Genomic DNA, 17,865 nt, shown 5'->3' with positions numbered 1-17,865 from the left:
TGCATTTTAGGTGCCGCTGACATAACGCTGGAGCCAAAGCGTCAAGCCAAATGCGGCGATGCCCGCGAGGCTCCCCGCCCAGGGCGCGATGAGCAGCGCATCGAGGAGGGAGATCCCGGCGATGAGGCGGACGACGGTGCGCGGTACGGCGCCGGGCCGTCCGCTTCGTAGGCGCACCAGCGCAAAGACGACCCACGCAAGAAAGAGCACGTACACGGCGAGCACCGGGGCGCTCGCCAGGGCGGTTGGCAGCATCACCACGAAGGGAACGAAGAGGAGGGCCAGCGGCCAGAATCGCCGCAACGAGAGCGCAGGCATCCGCCCCGCGAGGTAGGCGCCTTCGTGCTTGGCCAGATACGTCAGGCCGATCAAATACGAAAGGAGCAGCCCCGCGCCGGTGAGCACCGAGGTACCAAGGCGCGGGGCCACGGCGAGGGCGCACGTCACGTAAACGAGGACGCGGCATGTGCCCATGAGGAGCGGGCCTACGGGATTTCCCTTGTGCCATGCGTCGTAAAGCACGATGGCGCCCGACAAAGCCAATGCGGAGGCGATGGGAGCGCCCGATAATGTGTGCGCGCCCACCAAGAGAACGCCCGCGCCCAGGAGCGCGAACCCTACGGCGAAGACCTCGCGCGCGCCAATGAGCCCCGCCGGAATGGGTCGATCGGGCCGTTCACGCGCGTCGATGGCACGGTCGAAGGCGTCGTTGAGGAACATGCCGCCGATGTACGCGAGCGAGCATGCGAGCGCCAGCACGGCCACCGTCGCGGGTGCGGGCCGATCGGGGAAGGACGCCAAGGCCGTGCCCGCGAGCGCGTTGGTCCACACCGTGGGAAGGTTGGAGACGCGCCCCAATCGCAAATACGTTCGAAGGCGCGGTGAACGTGGAAGCGATGCTGCGTTCAACCGCCGCCTCGGGGACCTTCGAGCTCGCCCCGCACCCATTGAAGCTCGCGCGCGACGGCGGAGGCCACGCCCTCGGTGCGGTATTCGGCGGGGAGCACGTCCCACGTGTACGTCTCGACCTCCAGGTGATCGCTCACCGGCTCTTCACGCTGGAGCGCCAAGAGCTCGCGCAGGTACGCTTGCGTGTTGCGGAAGGGCCCGAGCGCCTCGCGAAAAATGGGCACGTGAAAGTGAACGCGGAAATGGCGCCGGCGCGCGGCCGGCGGATTAACGGTGGCGACGGTGGCGAGCGCCTCCGGCAAATCCAAATAGCGAACGATCTCCGCCCCGTCGCGCTTCTCGACGACCTGGTGAAGGTACACATCATCGATGAAGCGCGCGAGCGACCGCGCAGCCTCGCCATCGTCCGCCAGCTCCGCGTCGAGCCCCGCGCTGAGTTGAACTTTGTAAATTCCAATCCCCGCCGCCTCGAAGCGGCGCGGGCCTTCGCGGGGGTCCTCGAACTCCACCGCCATATGGCACGCATCGAAGCAAACGCCCAAATGCCGCCGGAGCGAGGTTTCCTCGCGTCCCGGAGCGAGCCTCGTCATGGCCCCGTAGCGATCGAGCGCCTCGAGCGCGAGGAGGTGCTCCTCGAAGAAGCGCACCGTCTCGTCCGTCGTTTCGAAGTAGCAGAAGGGCTCCGGCTCCACGGCGAGGCGCACGAGCTTTCCCGTCGACGCGCGCAGCTCGTGAAACGACGCGGCGACGCGGAGCAGGTTGTTCGCCATACGATCAGCGTCGGCCCGCGAGGTCACGCGCGGTCGAAAGGCGCCGGGGACGGTGCTGACGCTGCCCGTCATGCCGTCGGGCAAGAGCGCGGCCAGAATGCCGCCGAGCTCCTCGGTGTAGCGCACACGCTCCTCGTCGAACCAATCGGGCAAATAGACGGCCTCTTTGACCCGCGTCCCGTGGAATGGCCCGTACGGAAAGCCATTGATCGTAAAGACGTAGAGCTGCTCCCGGGCGAGCCAGTCGCGAAACGCCTCGAGCTCCTCCGGCCGCGCGAGCTCACGGGCGGCCACCGCCGAGAGCCGGAGCCCGACGCCAAAGGGCCCATCGGGCATCACGCGCTGCTTCACGGCGCGCACGTGCTGCTCGAGGTTCTGCCGGATCTCGCCCCAGGTCTCGCCCGGGTGAATGTTCGTGCAATACGTCAGATGGGGCGCGCCCGCGCTGGAGAGCTTCATGGCGCGGCCACCGGGATCGACGCAGGCCGCAACGATCGCCGGCCATGCGCCCGCGCGCGCAGCACGTCGAGCGCCGCCAGGATCCCCGACTCCAACATTTCGTGCACCTCGATGCCATCACCGGGGCCGCGCAAGAGGGTGACCGTGAGCTCGCCGCCCAAGTGCTCGCGAAACTCGGCGAGCCCTTCCAGGATGCACGGCCGGCCATCGGGGCCGCGGAGATCGAGCGCGTCGTCCCACGAGCGAAAGCCGATGTGATCGAGCAACCCGAGCACCGCGTCGGCCAACGCGGGCGAGCAAAGCCCTGCGCGCGCCGAGTACAACGTGTCGATGGCCATTCCAATCGCCACCGCTTCACCGTGGCGCAGGCGGTGCGACGTCAAGGACTCCAGCTTGTGCGCCGCCCAGTGGCCGAAGTCCAAGGGCCGCGCGCTCCCCATTTCGAAGGGATCGCCGGAGGTCGCGATGTGCCGGAGGTGGAGCGCGGCGCTGCGCTGCACCAGCTCGGCGACGGCGCGCGCATCGCCCTGACCGAGCGCGCCGGCGTGCGCGCGGAGCCAGGCGAAGAACGTGGCGTCGCGCACCAGCGCCACCTTGATGGCCTCGGACATGCCGGCGATGCGATCGCGCGCCGAGAGCGTCCTTAGAAAATCGACGTCGCAGAGAACGCCGAAGGGCGGGGCAAAGGTGCCGAGGAAATTCTTCTTCCCGAAGGCGTTGATTCCATTTTTGACCCCAACCCCCGAATCGGCTTGGCCGAGCACCGTGGTCGGAAAGCGCACCAAGCGCACTCCCCGATGGGCGACCGCGGCCGCGTAGCCCACCACGTCGAGGACGGCGCCGCCGCCAATGGCCAGGATGTAGGAGTGCCGATCGATGCGCAGCTCGTGTACCCGTCGCAAGATATGGCGAAAGGTGGCCTCGTCGTTCTTGACCGCCTCGCCGCCCTCCACCACGAGCGGCGGCGCGATCTGCTCGAGATCAGCCGGGTACGCCTCGAAGTACGAGGTGAGCGCTCGATCCAGATCGGGCCAGGCGTCCATCACCCCCCGGTCGATAACGGCCCACGCCCGATGACGCCGCCCCTTCTCTTCTTTAATTAAGGTGGAGCGAAGAAGCGGGTTCTCACATTGGAAGACACCTTCCGTGAACGACACCGCGTAATCGAACCGAACTTCTACAAGCTCGCGAAGCTCGTGCATGAGGTCTTCGGTGCACTCCGGTTAGGGAAAAATCACGGGCAATTTCAGTCTCATGCGATTCCAGGGTCAGCCGTGAAGAAGGGTGCGCTGTCGTGTGCGTTGTCACGTGATCGTCACACGATGTTCACCCGGTCCCCTCCCTATCTACCCAAAGTGTGCCGCACACATGATCGCTTTAGCCCAGGCCAAGGCCGAGCCCGCGACTGCATCGGTGAAGATGCACGCGACCGACCTCTCCATCCACTATGGAGCGAAAAAGGCCATCGCGGGAGTCACGATCGACGTCTTCGAGCACGAGTCGCTTGCCCTCATCGGGCCCAGCGGTTGCGGAAAGAGCACCTTCCTTCGCTCGCTCAATCGAATGAACGACACGGTGGAGGGGGTCAAGGTCGGGGGCAGCGTGGAGCTCGACGGCGAGCCCATCTACGCGCCCGACGTCGATCCCGTTCTCGTTCGCCGTCGCGTGGGAATGGTGTTTCAGAGGTCCACGCCGTTTCCCAAATCCATCTTCGAGAACGTCGCGTACGGGCTCCGCATCGCGGGCCAGCGCGACTCGCGGGTCCTCGCCGAGAGCGTGGAGCGCGCCCTGCGCCGCGCCGCTTTGTGGGACGAGGTGAAAGATCGCCTGAGTGACTCGGGCATGAGCCTCTCGGGCGGCCAACAGCAACGGCTTTGCATCGCCCGCGCGCTCGCCGTGGAGCCCGAGGTTCTCTTGATGGACGAGCCCTGCAGCGCGCTCGACCCGATCGCCACGGCGAAGGTGGAGGATCTGGTCTCCGATCTGCGCCGCAGCGTCACCATCGTGATCGTCACGCACAACATGCAGCAGGCGGCGCGCGTGTCCCAGAAGACGGGGTTCTTCTACATGGGACGACTTGTCGAGGTCGGCGATACGTCGACCATCTTCACTCGGCCTCGCCATCGCGAGACCGAAGATTACATCACAGGGAGATTCGGCTGATGAATTCGATCGTGACGGCGCTTCGAACGAGCGTCCTTGGTTCCTTTTTGCCCATCGCTCTCACGGGTGGGATGGCGCTGCTCGCCGGGTGCGACAAGTCGCAGCCTCCGGCGCCGGCGCCCGCGGAGCCTTCGTCCGCCACCCCGAACTCGGCGCCCGTGGAGAAGAAAGAGGGACCCGTGCGCGCCAGCGGATCGAGCGCTCTGCAGCCGCTCGTGAACGCCGCCAAGGAGAAGTACGAAACGGAGCACAAAGGGGCCAGCGTCGAGGTGTCGGCGGGCGGCTCGAAGAAGGGGCTCGCCGACGTCAACTCCGGCGCCGTTCACATCGGCAACAGCGATATCTTCGCGCCCGACGATTTGAAGGCGGGCCTGGTCGACCACAAGGTGGCGGTCGTCGGCTTCGCGGCCATGGCCAACAAGGGCCCGTACAACGAGAAGATCGCGGCGATCGGCGTGCAGGATCTGGCGAAGATCTTCTCGGGCGCCGTCAAGAACTGGAAGGAGGTCGGCGGCGAGTCGCAGCCGATCGTCGTCATCAACCGCGCAGCCGGCTCGGGCACGCGCACGGTGTTCGGCAACATCGTGCTCGGCGGCGACAAGTTCGTCGAGTCGCAGACGGAGGACAACTCCGGCGCGCTGGTCGCGAAACTCAAGCAAACCAAGGGCGCCATCAGCTACCTGGCGCTCTCGTTCAAGGACGACGAGCTGAAGACCTTCTCCCTCAAGGGCGACGGCGGGGCCGTCGAGCCGAACGCGGCCAACATCACCAGCGGCGCATATCCGATTTGGTCGTACGAGCACATGTACACCAAAGGCGAGGCCACGGGCGGCACCAAGGCGTTCCTCGACTACATCGTCTCCCCGGCCTTTCAGGACAACGTGCTGCCCAACGTGAAGGGCTTCATCGCCATCACGCAAATGAAGGTTACGCGCGAAAAGGATTAGTCCGTGGTGTCGAAAACCGTGTTCACCGCCGAAGCACCTTCTTACGTCGCAGGCGTGAGGCTGCGCGGCTCCACGCGTCCGCGCTGGGGCGAAATCGTCTTGCGCGGCTTCATCGCCGCCTGCGGCCTGTTCGTGGTGGTGGCCACGGTCGCCGTCATCGCCTTCATCGCCCGAGCGGGCGTGCGAGGCATTGGCGACGTCGGCATCGTAGCGCTGCTCACGGGGGAAATCTGGAAGCCGGAGGCAGGCACCTTCGGCGGCTTCCCCCTGATCTTCGGCACCGCCGTGAGCGCCTTGGGTGCCGCGGTGGTGGGCGCGCTCCCCGCGCTGCTCGCGGCCGTGTGGGTGAGCGAGCTCGCCCCCAAGTCGGCGCGATCGATCTACCGCCGCACGATGGAAATCGCCGCGGCGGTGCCCAGCGTCGTCTATGGCTGGCTGGCCCTGGTCCATCTGGTTCCGCACATGGACTGGGTGGCCCGCGCCCTCTACGGCGAGGAGAAGCAGGTGACCGGCGAAGGGCTCGCGTCCAGCGCGCTCTTGCTGGGCATCATGATCGCGCCCACCGTCTTTCTCCTCTCGCTCGACGCGCTCTCCCGCGTGTCGGGCACCTTGCGCGAGGCCAGCGCCGCCCTCGGCGCCTCCGCGTGGCAGACCGCGTTCCGCGTGTCGATCCCCAGCGCGGGGCGAGGGCTCTTCACCGCGGTGTTCTTCGGCTTTGCGCGCGCGGCCGGTGAGACCATGGCCGTGCAAATGGTCGTGGGCGGCGCCCGGCGCGTCCCGGAGAACCTGTTCTCGCCCGCGACGACCATCTCCACGCAAATCGTCATGGATATGCAAAACGCGACGCCCAACACCACGGGCAGCAACGTCCTGTTCTCGATGTCGCTGGTGCTCTTGGTGCTCTCGGCCGGAGTGGTGCTCCTCTCGCGCCTGGTGGGGCGCCTGGGGAAGGCGGGGAAGGCATGAGCAGCCTCGCGGAGATGCAGAAGACACGACGCCGGCATAAAGCGATCGAGACCGTGCTGGAGCGCGGGCTCGCGGCCGGGGCCGTCGGCCTCGCCGGCCTGTACGCCTTGGGTCTGTTGGTCTTGACCCTGCGCGGCGGCCACAAAGTCACGGGCTTCACCGTGTACCCTTCCCCGCTCCTCGACATCCGCGGCGAGGACGCGATTCGCTTCATTTTCGCGGCGAGCATCTTTGCATGCGGCGCCTGGGGGCTCAGCGCCCTGGTGCAGCGTGTGGCGGGCACCAAGCTCGTTTTGTCGAAGGCGAAGGTGCGCGCGGCCATCGTGGTCATCGCCGTGCTGGGCGCGCTCCTGTTCCGCGATCACTTGCCGCGGTTTCTGATCGCGCTGCCCAGCGACACCACCGCCGGGGGCGGGGTCGGGCCCGAGATTTTCAACACGCTGTACGCGGCGGCCATGAGCACGGCCATCACGCTTCCCATTGGCATCGGCGCCGCCGTGTACCTGGCGCGCTTCGCCGGGGGCGGACGCTTCGTGGCCGTGGTGCGCATGGCGCTCGATACGCTCGCATCGCTGCCGAGCATCGTGTACGGGCTCTTTGGATTTTTGGTCTTCGTGGTGGAAATGAGGGCGGGGTATTCGCTCTTGGCGGGCGCCTTCGTGCTGGCGCTGCTCAATCTTCCGCTGGTGGTGGGGGTGGCGGAGGAGAGCATCCGCTCCGTTCCGCGTGAGCTGGAAGATGCCAGCTTGGCGCTTGGCGCAACGCGCGTTCAGACCACGCTGCGCGTCACGATTCCCTACGCTTGGCCTGGCATTTTGAGCGCCCTGGTCCTCTCGATCGGGCGTGTTTTTGCGGAGAGCGCCCCGCTGGTCATGACGGCGGGGACCACGATTTCCAGGGCCGACGCCTATTCGCTCGACCCGATGCGGGGCGGCGAGACCCTGGCGGTCCATCTCTGGTACGTGAACTCCGCCGGATTGAGCCCGGATCGGGCCGACGTCAGCGCGGGCACCGCGGCCGTACTCATCGTGCTCATTGGATTAACGAACTTCTTGGCCTCGCGTCTCGCGCATTTTGGTGGAAGAAGATGAGTGTACCCGACGGAACCCCCACGACCATGCATGGCTCGCACACCAGCCGCGACTTCGAGACCGAGCTCCGTGAGCTCCGGGCGCATACGCTCGCCATGGGGGCGCGTTGTGAGCGAAGTCTGCGGCTGGCGCTGGAGGCGTTCTGGGAGAACTCGATCAAGCTCGCCGCCGAGGTGGAAGAAATCGACCGCCACATCGATCGCGACGAGATGGAGATCGACGCGCTGGTGCTTCGCATCCTCGCCCTGCGGCAGCCGGTCGCCTACGATCTTCGCTTCCTCACCACCGCCCTCAAGCTGGTGACGGATCTCGAGCGCGTGGGGGACGAGGCTGTGAACATCTCCGAGCGCGCAAAGGAAGGCCACAAAGAGGGCAACGGCATCGCCAAGGAGCAGGTGCTGGCCTCGCTCAAAGAGATGTCCGATCAAGCGCAGCAGATGCTCCGCGACGCGCTCGATGCCTTCGTCGAGGGCGAGGCCACGCGCGCCGGGCAAGTGCTGCAGCGCGACGACGTGGTCGACAACCTTTACGGCGGGATCTTGGGCTCGATGACGGAGTTCATGGCCACGAACCCGGGCGAGATCCCGGCGGCCATCCGCGTGATCAAGGTGGCGAAGTACTTGGAGCGGGTCGCGGACCACGCCACGAACATCGCCGAAGAGGTGATCTTCATGGTGCGCGGCGAGGACGTGCGCCATGTGCGGACGCATCCGCCGCCGGACGCGAAGTAGCGGCGCGGCGCCAGACGCGAAGCAGCGGGTGGCGCCAGACGCGAAGTCGCGGCGCGGCGCCGGACGCGAAGTCGCGGCGCCGGGCGTCCCTCGTTTAGGCCCTTAGGCCCGAAGCACCACGATGAAGGTCGAGCCCTGCCCGAGGCGGCTCTCCACGGACACCTTGCCGCCGAGCGCTTCGCTCAGGTGCTTGACGATGGAGAGCCCGAGCCCGGTGCCGCCCACCTCGCGCGAGCGGCCCGCGTCGACCCGGTAGAAGCGCTCGAAGAGGCGCGGCAGGTGCTTCTCGTCGATGCCGGGCCCCGTGTCCTCCACGGCGAGGCGCACGAAGTCGCCCTTGGTCTCGGCCGACAAGGTGACGGAGGAGCCCGCGGGACAGTATTTGACGGCGTTTTCGACCAGGTTCGACAGGATTTGCTCGAGCGCGCGCTGATCGCTCTGCAGCTGCGGCGACGGCGGCACGATGCGCATGTCCAGGCGGATTTGTTTGCGCTCGGCGCGCTCACGGAACAAGCCGACCACGATGTTGAACACGCCGGCGATGTCGACCCGCTCGCGTTTGAGGCGAAACTCCTTGGACTCGATGCGCGACAGCTCGAGCAAGTCCTCGATCAAGCTCTGGAGCCGCTGCGCGTTGCGCTCGATCATATCGACGAACCGCAAGGCCGCGTTGGGATCGCTCACCACCGAGGTGCGCAGGGTCTCGGCCGCCGAGCGCACGGCGGCCACCGGGGTTCGCAGCTCGTGGGAGACGTTGGCCACGAAATCGCGCCGCAGCGACTCGAGGCGGCGCACGTCCGTGACGTCGACGATGACGGCGATGATGCCCTCGTCGCCCTCGTCGTGCAGGGCGGTGGCGCCCACGAGGAGCCGCCGCGGCTTGATGCCGGGCAGCTCCAGCTCCCCCGACGACTGGCCGTCGGCCCGCGCCATTTCGAGGAGCATGTGCAGCTCGGCGTGCCGGATCACCTCGAGCAGGAGCTTGCCCACCGCGTCGGCCGGCAAGAGCAGCATCTCGCGCAGCGCGTGGTTCATGGTGACCACGCGCGCCTCGGCGTCGAGCACCAGCACGCCCTCGTGCATGCCCTCGAGGATCCGCCGCTGCAAGTCGCGCTCGGTCCGCAGCTCGGCCAGCGTATTTTCCAGGCTGCCGGCCAGCTGATCGAGCGCGCGCCCGAGCTCCGCCAGCTCGTCGGTGCCCGTCACATGGGTGCGCACATCGAGGTCGCCCGACTTCATGCGCCGGGCCGTCTCGGTCAAGCTTCGCACCACCGCCGACATGCGCTGGGCCGCGGCGCTCGAGAGGAACAGCGCCAGCATGAGCGCGATGAGCACCGCGATGAAGACGATGCGGTGCACGGCGCCAATGGCATCGTCCACGGCGCGCAGCGGTTTGGCCACCCGCGCCACGCCCATCACGCGGCCATCGGCCGGCGAGGTGAAGGGGATGGCGACATACATCATCCGCTCGCGCACGGTGGCGCTCAGGCGGTTGCTGCTTCCTTGGCCGCTGGAGAGCGCGCCGTCGATCTCCTCGCGGCCCGCGTGGTTCTCCAAGGTGGCAATTTTGGCGGCATCGACCTCCGAGTCACCGAGCACCCGCCCGTCGCTGGCGACGAGGGTCACGCGCGCTTGGGCCGCCGCGCCGAGTCGATCGGCGAGCTGATCCCAGGTGGCCACGTCCTCCGAGGGCGCGCCCACCTCCGACGATTTGAGCGCGACCAGCTTGGCGCGCACGAACAGATCCTGCTCGATGTTGGCCGTGAGGTACCGATCGATGCCGTGCGCGAGGTACGCATCTCCGATCGTCACGGAGATCGCGATGACGGCGAAGGACGCAAAGAAGAGCTTGAGGCGAACCCCTAGCTTCAACGCTCCGCCTCGGGAAACTCCGAGAAGCGGTAGCCGACCCCGCGAACGGTCTCGATGTACTGCCCCGCGTCCCCCAATTTTTCACGTAAGCGTTTCACATGCGTATCGACGGTGCGGGACATGATCTCCGCCTCGATGCCCCACACGTCGCTCAGAAGCACCGACCGCGTCTGCACGCGATTCTTTCGATCGAAGAGCGCGACGAGCAGCTTGAACTCCAGCGCCGTCAACGTGACCTCCTCCTCGCCGACCCACACGCGGTGCGCATGACGATCGATGCGCAGAACACCAAAGTGGCTGTGCGGCACGACGGCGCTGTCCGTTCGCCGCAGGACGGCTTGCACCCGCAGCAAGAGCTCGCGCACGCTGAACGGCTTGGTCACGTAATCGTCGGCGCCCAGCTCGAAGCCGAGGACGCGATCGATCTCTTCGGATTTGGCGGTCACCATGATGACCCGCACGTCCGCCGAGGCGGGGCTCTTCTTCAAGGTCTTGCAAACCTCGATGCCCGACACGTCGGGGAGCATCAGATCGAGGAGCACCAGATCGGGGGGAGCCGCACGCACCGAGCGTAGGCCTTCGGCGCCGGTGCTGACCACCTCCACGGAGTGCCCCGCCTGGGTCAAATTGTACTCGAGAATATCGCGCAAATCGGCTTCGTCTTCGACGACAAGAACACGGGCCATGGGATCGCCCTCGAGTAGCAGATGGTCAGAGTCGGTGTCGCGCCGGCCATGTGACAGTTGCGTGACGCGCCCGAATATAAGATTCTTTCCTACGATTAGCGAGCGCTAGGGTCGATGTAGCATGCGTGGTACCGACCTGACGGCCGTCGTGGATCTCCCACGGGGGTGCGTCGTTCGTAACGAATCGTCGTCCTCGATGAAAGATCCCATGCTTGGTCGCGTTCTCTCGTTGAAAGCCTTGAAACCGTTCTTCCTTTCCAGCGCGCTGTCCTGCTCCTGCGCGGTCCTGCTCTCGGCGTACGCCACGGGCTGTGCGCATGGCGCGGCCGAGAGCTCTCCGGCGATGGCCCCCGAGCCCGAGCCCCAGACGATCGAAGAGGCGCAGGAGCAGATCGCGCGAGCCAAAGCCCAGCTCGATTCATCGCCGATGGCGTATGCCCAGCAAGGTGCGGGCGACGTGCCCGCGAGCAACACGCCCATGGGCGGCACCCCGCGGGCGGAGCAATCGGCGCCGGCGCCCGCCTCGCCGGCGCCCGCCTCGGTACCCCCGCCGCCACCGCCCGCCTCGGCGCCGTCCGTTCCCCCCGCGCGCGCGCCGGTCTCCAAGCCGATGCCGTCCGAGTCGTCCTCCGAATCGGTGCCCTCCGGGTCGAAGTCCTCCGAGAGCTACCACGCGAACAAGTCCGCGCCGGATCCTTGCAGCACCCCGTGCCGCGCGCTCACCTCCATGCGGCGGGCGGTCGAAGCCATCTGCCGCCTGGCCGGAAACGCCGACGCGCGCTGCACCGACGCACAAAAGACGCTCGCGGCCAGCGAACAGCGCGTCGCCTCGTGCCGGTGCCCGTGAGAGGTCGAGGCGTCAGTTCGCCTTGGGCGGCGTGAGCTCCGCGGGCGGCATGGCGATGTAGCTCGCCGTGTCGCCGGAGCGGACGATGTGATCGCCCTCCACATTGGAGACGTCGACGATCACCTCCACGGCGACGTTGGCGGCCTCGTAGGAGCGAAGGCCCAGGTCGAACCCGGTCATGGCGGGGATCACGGCCGGGATGTGCGGCGAGATGAGGGGATCGAAGACGCTCGAGCGGTTCTGCAGGTTGAAGAGGCGGTTGACCATCCCATTGACATTGGCGCCCGCGGGGGGCTGGGCGATGATCGCTTGGGCGGTGGCCAGATCGATGGCGAGCTCGGTGCAATCGTCGGGGGTGATGATGCCGAACACGCGCGATTTCCCGGGGACGATGAAGAACTTGTCGAAGCCGCTGAAATCGGGGACCGCCTCCTCCTCGTTCACGACTTGGATGCCCGGCTTGTACCGGACGAACTCGTTCCAGGGATCGATGAGGAGCTCGATCGAGTGCTTCTCCGCGTCCAAGTTCGAGATCGTGAATCGAATCTCGGTTCGCACATCGCGCGCCACGATGGATGGCGCCCGCGGAAAGGGAGGCGATGCGCCGCCTTGCTCGCCCCCGGGTTTGATGGGCAAACGAACGGGTACGCCGACTTGGTAAATGCGTGTGTCTCCGTCATCGTAGCCAGGAGCCAGCTGATTCGTCATGCCGACGGCCACGGGCTCGACCACGATTTGGTCGTTGCTCGCGCACGCCGCTCCGGCGACGATCAGAAACACCCCTGCGGCAACTTTCGTGTTCACGGGTGACTATGGTAGGCGAATAACATGCCGACGAACCAGCCGGCGCTTCTCCAAGCGCAAAATGTCCGCATCGACGAGCACGAGGCTCCGGCGATCGACGGCCTCTCCCTGGCCACCCAGGGCCATCACGTCGTGGTGCTGGGCGCCCCGCGCGCGCTCTTCGAGGCGGCGAGCGGCATGCTCGATCCGGCCCGGGGCGAGCTTTTTCTCCAAGGCATCCCCTGCCGCACGGCGCTCGAGACGGGCCGCGTGGCCGGCGCCCCCCTAGATCCCCCTCTTCCCCCCAAGTGGACGGCGCGCCGCTACATCGAGTGGAGCGCGCGCCTGGCCGGCGGCTCGGGCTCCCGCCTGCGCAACCACGTGGACGAGGCCATCGCCTCGCTGGAGCTCGCGCCGGTGGCCGAGTTGCCGCTCGACGCGTCACCCCTCGCCGTGCGGCGCGCCACCGTCATCGCCGCCGCCCTGGCCACCGGCGCAGGGGTCATCGTGCTGGAAGATCCCACCTTGGGCCTGCCGGAGGCGGCCCACCGTGCCCTGAGCCCCATCCTGGCGGGCGCCCTTCGCGCGCGCCCTTGGCTGTTGTTCGCGGCGCGCGCGCCCCTCGATGCGCCGCTCTGCCTCGAGGCCGACGAGGCGCTCGTTCTGCTCGGGGCCCACGTGGTCGCGCAAGGCAAGCCGTCGGAGCTGGCCGCGCGCGAGCGCACCTACGCCGTGCACCTCGCGGGCGATCCCACCATGTTCGCGAGCTTGGCCATGGCCCGAGGCGCCCGGGTGGAGGCGTTCGGGTCCGAGCTGACATTGGAGCTCGGCGACTCCCTGACGACCCGCGATTTGCTGGAGCTGGCGAACGAGGCGCGGTCGGTCATCGTCGAGCTGCGTCCGCTGGCGCGGGCGTTTTCGTAGCGGCTCGGCGTAGCGGCGCGCTGCATCGGCCTGGCTCGACGAGACCCCGTGCGGGGCGTAGAATCTGGACATGGTCCAGTCGGCCGTACCGCGACTTTCGCATCTGCCCCAGGCCCGCTACTTGCGCGAGCCGGCCCCCCTGCATTTTCCGGAGGAGGAGCTCATGCCCGAAGGTTACGATCACCTGCTCCTCCGCTCCTTTCTCTTCGAGCTGCTGCGATTCGTACTCGGCAGCGAGCACTCGGTCCAGTCGGAGCAGTTCGTCTATTGGAACCCGCGCTCGCCCAAGCGTTGCATTGCACCCGACGTGTGCGTGAAGCTCGGCGTGCCCCAATCGCACGCGGGCACATGGAAGACCTGGGAGCGCGGCGGACCGCCCGATCTGGCCATCGAGATCATCAGCCCCACCACCACGGAAAAGTTCGATTGGGAGGAAAAGCTCGTCCGGTACCACGAGCTGGGCATTCGCGAGCTGGTGCGATTCGATCCTGACGATCCCCCCGGATCGCGTCTTCGCGTATGGGATCTCCTCGAAGGAGACCTCGTCGAACGCCGGGTCGAAGGCGAAAGCACGCATTGCACGCTCCTTCGTTTGACGTGGGCCGTTCGACCCGTCGCCGACTTGCCCGAGGGTGGTCTGCGCCTCTTGGACGCCAACGGCAATGTGGTGCTGAGCGCACTGGAAACCGAAAAGGCTCACGTCGAAGTCGAGCGGCTTCGCGCCGAGGCGGCGGAGGCGCGTATTCGGCAGCTCGAAGAGGAGCTCCGCCGAAAGGGGCGTGAGTGATACGCTAGGCGTATGGACCCCCTTACGAAAGACAAGGAAGCTCCGGTGCGCCTGGTGGAGAAGGATCCGCTGGGGGCCGGACGGATCGGTGTCTACACGGCCATTGGTGGTGCGATTGGCTCGGTTCCCCTGCCCTGGGTCCCGGATTCCATCGCGCGGCGCGTGCGCGGTGCGCTGGTGCAAGACTTGGCCGCCCGCTACGGGCTCTCGCTCACCCCGGAGGCGCGCGCGGCGCTCGCCGAGCCCGATGGTCCGGAGGGACCGCGGGGGTTCTTCTCGCAGGCGTTCAAGTTTGCCACGCAAAAGCTCTTGGTGCGCTTCGTCCCGTTCGGGTTCCTGCCGCCGCTGCGCTCGGCCGCGCAGACGTTTGCCCTCGGCCACCTCTTTCATCGCTATTTGCAGAATGCACGCAACGATCGCTCGATCCGCATCGACTTGGAGGAGGCCCGCAAGGTGCGGCGCGCCATCGATGCCTCGGTGTTCGTGGCGTTTCGGGTGGAGCTGCGGCCCGAGAGCGGCGGCCGCAACAAAGCGCCGGAAGATCTGCGCGACGAGGTGACCCAGTTCGTCGACGGCCTCATCATCGCCGCGGCCAGCGTGCCCGATGTGCTCGTGCGCCGGCTCGACGCCGCGTTCGACGAATGCCTCGGCCATGGCTGAACGCGAACCCCTGCGGCAAGCCCGTCGCGTCGTCATCAAGCTCGGCTCCAGCACCCTCGCCGGTGATCCCTCGGTCTACGCACGATTGGCCGGCGCCATCCACGGTGCGCGCCAGGAAGGGCGAAGCATCCTGCTCGTCTCGAGCGGCGCCATCGCGCTCGGCACACGCAAATTGGGCTTTCGCGCGCGTCCCAAGGAGATGGCCAAGCTGCAGGCGGCCGCCGCCGCGGGTCAGAGCTTGCTCATGCGCGCCTACGAGGAGGCGTTCGGCGCGAAGAACATCCCGGTGGCCCAAGTGCTGCTCACCCACGCCGATCTGGCCGACCGGGTGCGCGCCAACAACGCGCGGGCCGCGCTGGGCGCGCTCCTCGAGGCGGGCGCGGTCCCCATCCTCAACGAGAACGACTCGGTGAGCGTGGAGGAGATCAAGTTCGGCGACAACGACCAACTCGCCGCCATGGTCACCCCCCTGGCCGACGCCGATCTGCTCGTCCTCCTGTCCGACGTCGACGGCCTCTACGACGACACGGGCACCCGCATCCCGGTGGTGGACAACGTGGCCGACGCCATGCGCTTCGTCCGCAAATCGCCGGCCGGCGTGGGCACCGGCGGAATGACGAGCAAGCTCGAGGCCGCCCGCCGCGCCACCCTCGCCGGCGCCGACGTGGTGGTGGCCGATGCCCGCCGCGAGGGCATCATCGAGTCCGTGTTGGCAGGCGAAGATACCGGCACGCACTTCGTGGCGTCCCGCGCCCCCCTCAGCGCCAAAAAGCACTGGATCGCCTTCACCCTCCGCCCGCGCGGCGACATCGTCCTCGATCCCGGCGCAGCCGTCGCCGTGCGCGCCCGCGGCAAGAGCGTCCTGTCCGTCGGCGTCCTCGGCATCCGCGGCGACTTCCGCCCCGGCGATGCCGTCCGCTTGCTCGAGCCCGACGGCGCCGAAATCGGCCGCGCCCTCGTCCGCTGCGCCGCCGAAGATGCGGTGCTCGTCGCCGGCAAATCCCACGACGAGCTCCCCGAAGCCCGCGCCCCCCTCGCGGAGCTCGTTCACCGCGACGATATGGTCATTTGGAAGGCGTAAGCCGGATCACGCGCCATCGACACGCGGGCGGAAACCGATCCACGGCAGCGTCGCCACGCCATCGGACCTTGCGAGCGCCAGCCCAGCGGGGGCCGCGTCTCGTTCCCTCACCACACCTCGCAGCGCTTGGTCCCCGCACGCACCATGGCGCTGCCCTCGCGGCACGAGAAGGCGCGCGCGAAGTCGGGTAGGTTGGAGAGCGGACCGTTTACGCGGAATTTCGCGGGGGAGTGCGGGTTGGTCTGCACCTGCAGGCGCACCATTTCTTTTCGGATGCTGCCGCACCAGCTCTGGGCGTAGCTCAAAAAGAACTCCTGCTCCGGCGTGTACGCGTAAGGGCCGTGCGCGATCGTGCGGCCCTTCTTCATATTTTGAAAGGCGGCATACGAGAGCTTCAGCCCGCCGAGATCCGCGAGGTTCTCGCCCAGGGTCAGCTTGCCGTTGACGTGCAGGTCGTCGACCGCCACGTAGTCGTCGAACTGGGAGACGACGCACGCGGCGCGGCGCTCGAACTCTTTGCCGACTTGTGGCGTCCACCACTCGGAGAGGTTGCCCTTCGCGTCGAATTGCCGGCCTTCGTCGTCGAAGCCGTGGGTCAGCTCGTGGCCCATGACCATGCCGATGGCCCCGTAGTTCAGCGCGGGCACCGCGTTCGATGCGAAGAAGGGATAGGTCAGGATGCCCGCAGGGAACACCATTTCGTTCAACGAAGGATCGTAATAAGCGTTTACCGTCGGCGGCGTCATTTGCCATTCTTTTTTGTCGACTGGCTTTCCAATCTTCGAGAGCTGCCGCTTCACCTCGAACGCATCGGCGTGCAACGAATTGTCGAAATAGGAGTCGCGGCTCACCTCGAGCCCATCGTATTTGCGCCAGACGTCCGGGTAGGCGATCTTGTTGTTGATCGCCATCAGCTTCTCCAGAGCCTTTTTGCGTGTTGGATCGTCCATCCACGAGAGGGTCTCGAGGTTGCTCTTCATGGCGTCCTCGATCCCGCCGATCAGCTCGAGCGCCTGCGCCTTACCCTGCGCGCCGAGCCGCGTCTTCACGAACGGCTGCGCGAGCGCTTCGCCCATGGACGCGTCGACCGCGCGCACGCACCGCTTCCACTTGGGGAGGATCTTCGGTGCGCCCGTGAGCGCGCTGTGGAATTTGAAATCTTCGTCCACGAAGCGCGTAGGCAGAAGGGTCGCGTTTGCATGGAGGACGTGCCATCTGAGATAAATCTTCCAATCGGCGATCGCGTTGCCCCGAAGACCTTTGGCGACCTGGCCCACCAACTTGAAAAAGTCGGGCTGCGCCACGTTGAGCGCCGTGATGCCGGAAAAGCCGAGGCCCTTGAGATAGGTATCCCACCCGAAGTCGGGCGCCAGCTTCTTCAGCCCCGCGAGCTCGAGCCGGTGGTACACCTTGTGCGGATCGCGCAGCTCCACATTGGTCATCGACGCCTTGGCCAGCGACGTCTCCAAGCGCAGCACCACCTTCGCGCCCGCCTTCGCGGCGTCCGGCTTCTCCCCGCCGAGGCGGAGCATCTCGGCCACGTGCGCCTCGTATTTGTCGCGGAGCTCTTTGCTCTTCGCGTCCTCTTTGACGTAGTAGTCGCGGTCGGGCATCCCGAGGCCGCCTTGATCGAGCATCCCGATCACCTGCGTGGCGTCCTTGAAGTCCTGCCCCGAGGAAAAGCGGAAGAGCGGGGACTGCCCCGTGGCGTGGAGCTCGGCGAGGACGCGCGCGAAGCTGTTCGCGTCCTTCACGCCATCGAGCTTGGCGAAGAGGGGCGCGAGCGCCTTGTCGCCCGAGCCCTCGATGGCCTTTTCATCCATGCAGGACGCATAGAAATCGCCGAGCTGCTTGGCGTACGGCTCGCCTTCGGGCGGGGACTTGGCGTCGCGCTCGAGGATCTCGCGCAGGAGCTTCTCGTTCGACTCGAAGATCACGTCGAAGCTGCGCAGCCACATCGCCTGGTCGTCGGGGATGGGCGTGTTCTTGATCCAGCTGCCACAGGCGAACTGGTAAAAGTCGTCGCACGGCTGCACCCCGGTATCGATCGCCTGCGGATCGATGGCGGCCAGCGCACCCCCGGCCGGCGCCCCCGGCTCGACCTTCTGCGGGATGGGCGCCGGGGTGGGCTGCGCGGTAGGAGGAGCCGCGCTCTCCCCGCCACCACATGCCATCATGGCGGCTACCCC

17 protein-coding genes are annotated in these 17,865 nt (G+C 67.0%); 10 read left to right on the top strand and 7 right to left on the bottom strand.

Going from position 1 to position 17,865, the window contains the following annotated elements; translation table 11 throughout:
• Positions 1 to 6: 6 nt before the first annotated feature.
• Genes LZC94_48285 through LZC94_48275 form a run of 3 tightly spaced genes read right to left on the bottom strand, consistent with a single transcriptional unit; the run spans position 7 to position 3,340 of the window.
• Positions 7 to 909, bottom strand: coding sequence for a UbiA family prenyltransferase (locus LZC94_48285; protein ID WXB15604.1), 903 nt, complete (start codon positions 907 to 909; stop codon positions 7 to 9).
• Complete coding sequence (gene eboE, locus LZC94_48280) at positions 906 to 2,138, bottom strand: metabolite traffic protein EboE (GenBank protein WXB15603.1); 1,233 nt, start codon at positions 2,136 to 2,138, stop codon at positions 906 to 908. Before eboE ends, LZC94_48285 begins: the two co-directional genes overlap by 4 nt.
• Entirely contained in the window at positions 2,135 to 3,340 is a 1,206-nt protein-coding gene (locus tag LZC94_48275; GenBank protein WXB15602.1) for a 3-dehydroquinate synthase, read from the bottom strand. Before LZC94_48275 ends, eboE begins: the two co-directional genes overlap by 4 nt.
• A gap of 217 nt (positions 3,341 to 3,557) precedes the next feature.
• Here LZC94_48275 and pstB point away from each other — a divergent pair, with 217 nt between their 5' ends.
• The 5 genes from pstB to phoU are packed head-to-tail and all read left to right on the top strand — an operon-like array spanning position 3,558 to position 8,036.
• On the top strand, positions 3,558 to 4,301 hold the full coding sequence (pstB, locus tag LZC94_48270) for a phosphate ABC transporter ATP-binding protein PstB (GenBank protein WXB20335.1): 744 nt from the start codon (positions 3,558 to 3,560) through the stop codon (positions 4,299 to 4,301).
• Entirely contained in the window at positions 4,301 to 5,248 is a 948-nt protein-coding gene (locus LZC94_48265; GenBank protein WXB15601.1) for a phosphate ABC transporter substrate-binding protein, read from the top strand. Before pstB ends, LZC94_48265 begins: the two co-directional genes overlap by 1 nt.
• A gap of 3 nt (positions 5,249 to 5,251) precedes the next feature.
• Positions 5,252 to 6,214 (top strand): phosphate ABC transporter permease subunit PstC, encoded by a 963-nt coding sequence (gene pstC, locus LZC94_48260; GenBank protein WXB15600.1) that lies wholly within the window; start codon positions 5,252 to 5,254, stop codon positions 6,212 to 6,214.
• Positions 6,211 to 7,305 (top strand): phosphate ABC transporter permease PstA, encoded by a 1,095-nt coding sequence (pstA, locus tag LZC94_48255; protein ID WXB15599.1) that lies wholly within the window; start codon positions 6,211 to 6,213, stop codon positions 7,303 to 7,305. Before pstC ends, pstA begins: the two co-directional genes overlap by 4 nt.
• Positions 7,302 to 8,036, top strand: coding sequence for a phosphate signaling complex protein PhoU (gene phoU, locus LZC94_48250; GenBank protein WXB15598.1), 735 nt, complete (start codon positions 7,302 to 7,304; stop codon positions 8,034 to 8,036). The genes pstA and phoU overlap by 4 nt, the downstream gene beginning before the upstream one ends.
• 102 nt (positions 8,037 to 8,138) lie before the next feature.
• Here phoU and LZC94_48245 read toward each other — a convergent pair whose 3' ends face one another.
• Both LZC94_48245 and LZC94_48240 read right to left on the bottom strand, forming a co-directional pair.
• Positions 8,139 to 9,908: an ATP-binding protein gene (locus LZC94_48245; GenBank protein ID WXB15597.1), complete on the bottom strand. Its 1,770-nt coding sequence runs from the start codon at positions 9,906 to 9,908 to the stop codon at positions 8,139 to 8,141.
• Complete coding sequence (locus LZC94_48240; GenBank protein ID WXB15596.1) at positions 9,905 to 10,594, bottom strand: response regulator transcription factor; 690 nt, start codon at positions 10,592 to 10,594, stop codon at positions 9,905 to 9,907. The genes LZC94_48245 and LZC94_48240 overlap by 4 nt, the downstream gene beginning before the upstream one ends.
• 208 nt (positions 10,595 to 10,802) lie before the next feature.
• Between LZC94_48240 and LZC94_48235 the strand changes: the two genes are divergently transcribed.
• Complete coding sequence (locus LZC94_48235; protein WXB15595.1) at positions 10,803 to 11,441, top strand: hypothetical protein; 639 nt, start codon at positions 10,803 to 10,805, stop codon at positions 11,439 to 11,441.
• 12 nt (positions 11,442 to 11,453) lie between these two features.
• Here LZC94_48235 and LZC94_48230 read toward each other — a convergent pair whose 3' ends face one another.
• The gene (locus tag LZC94_48230) at positions 11,454 to 12,245 is read right to left on the bottom strand and encodes a hypothetical protein (protein WXB15594.1); all 792 of its coding nucleotides are present in this window, start codon (positions 12,243 to 12,245) and stop codon (positions 11,454 to 11,456) included.
• A gap of 24 nt (positions 12,246 to 12,269) precedes the next feature.
• Here LZC94_48230 and LZC94_48225 point away from each other — a divergent pair, with 24 nt between their 5' ends.
• The 4 genes from LZC94_48225 to proB all read left to right on the top strand — a co-directional run bounded on the left by LZC94_48225 (position 12,270) and on the right by proB (position 15,676).
• Complete coding sequence (locus tag LZC94_48225) at positions 12,270 to 13,148, top strand: hypothetical protein (GenBank protein WXB15593.1); 879 nt, start codon at positions 12,270 to 12,272, stop codon at positions 13,146 to 13,148.
• Between the two features lie 70 nt (positions 13,149 to 13,218).
• Positions 13,219 to 13,935, top strand: a complete 717-nt coding sequence (locus LZC94_48220; GenBank protein ID WXB15592.1) for a Uma2 family endonuclease — start codon at positions 13,219 to 13,221, stop codon at positions 13,933 to 13,935.
• 12 nt (positions 13,936 to 13,947) lie between these two features.
• Positions 13,948 to 14,595 (top strand): hypothetical protein, encoded by a 648-nt coding sequence (locus tag LZC94_48215; GenBank protein ID WXB15591.1) that lies wholly within the window; start codon positions 13,948 to 13,950, stop codon positions 14,593 to 14,595.
• Positions 14,588 to 15,676 carry a glutamate 5-kinase gene (gene proB / locus LZC94_48210; GenBank protein ID WXB15590.1) on the top strand — a complete coding sequence of 363 codons (1,089 nt, stop codon included), beginning with the start codon at positions 14,588 to 14,590 and terminating at the stop codon, positions 15,674 to 15,676. Before LZC94_48215 ends, proB begins: the two co-directional genes overlap by 8 nt.
• A 107-nt stretch (positions 15,677 to 15,783) precedes the next feature.
• Here the strand turns inward: proB and LZC94_48205 are convergent, their stop codons facing one another.
• Positions 15,784 to 17,853 carry a M13 family metallopeptidase gene (locus LZC94_48205; GenBank protein ID WXB15589.1) on the bottom strand — a complete coding sequence of 690 codons (2,070 nt, stop codon included), beginning with the start codon at positions 17,851 to 17,853 and terminating at the stop codon, positions 15,784 to 15,786.
• Positions 17,854 to 17,865 lie beyond the last annotated feature (12 nt).

The sequence above is a fragment of the Sorangiineae bacterium MSr11954 genome (genome assembly GCA_037157815.1).
Lineage (GTDB): Bacteria > Myxococcota_A > Polyangia > Polyangiales > Polyangiaceae > Pendulispora > Pendulispora albinea.
The sequence above is the reverse complement of the archived record's forward strand: the minus strand, read 5'-3'. Positions and strand labels throughout refer to the sequence as shown.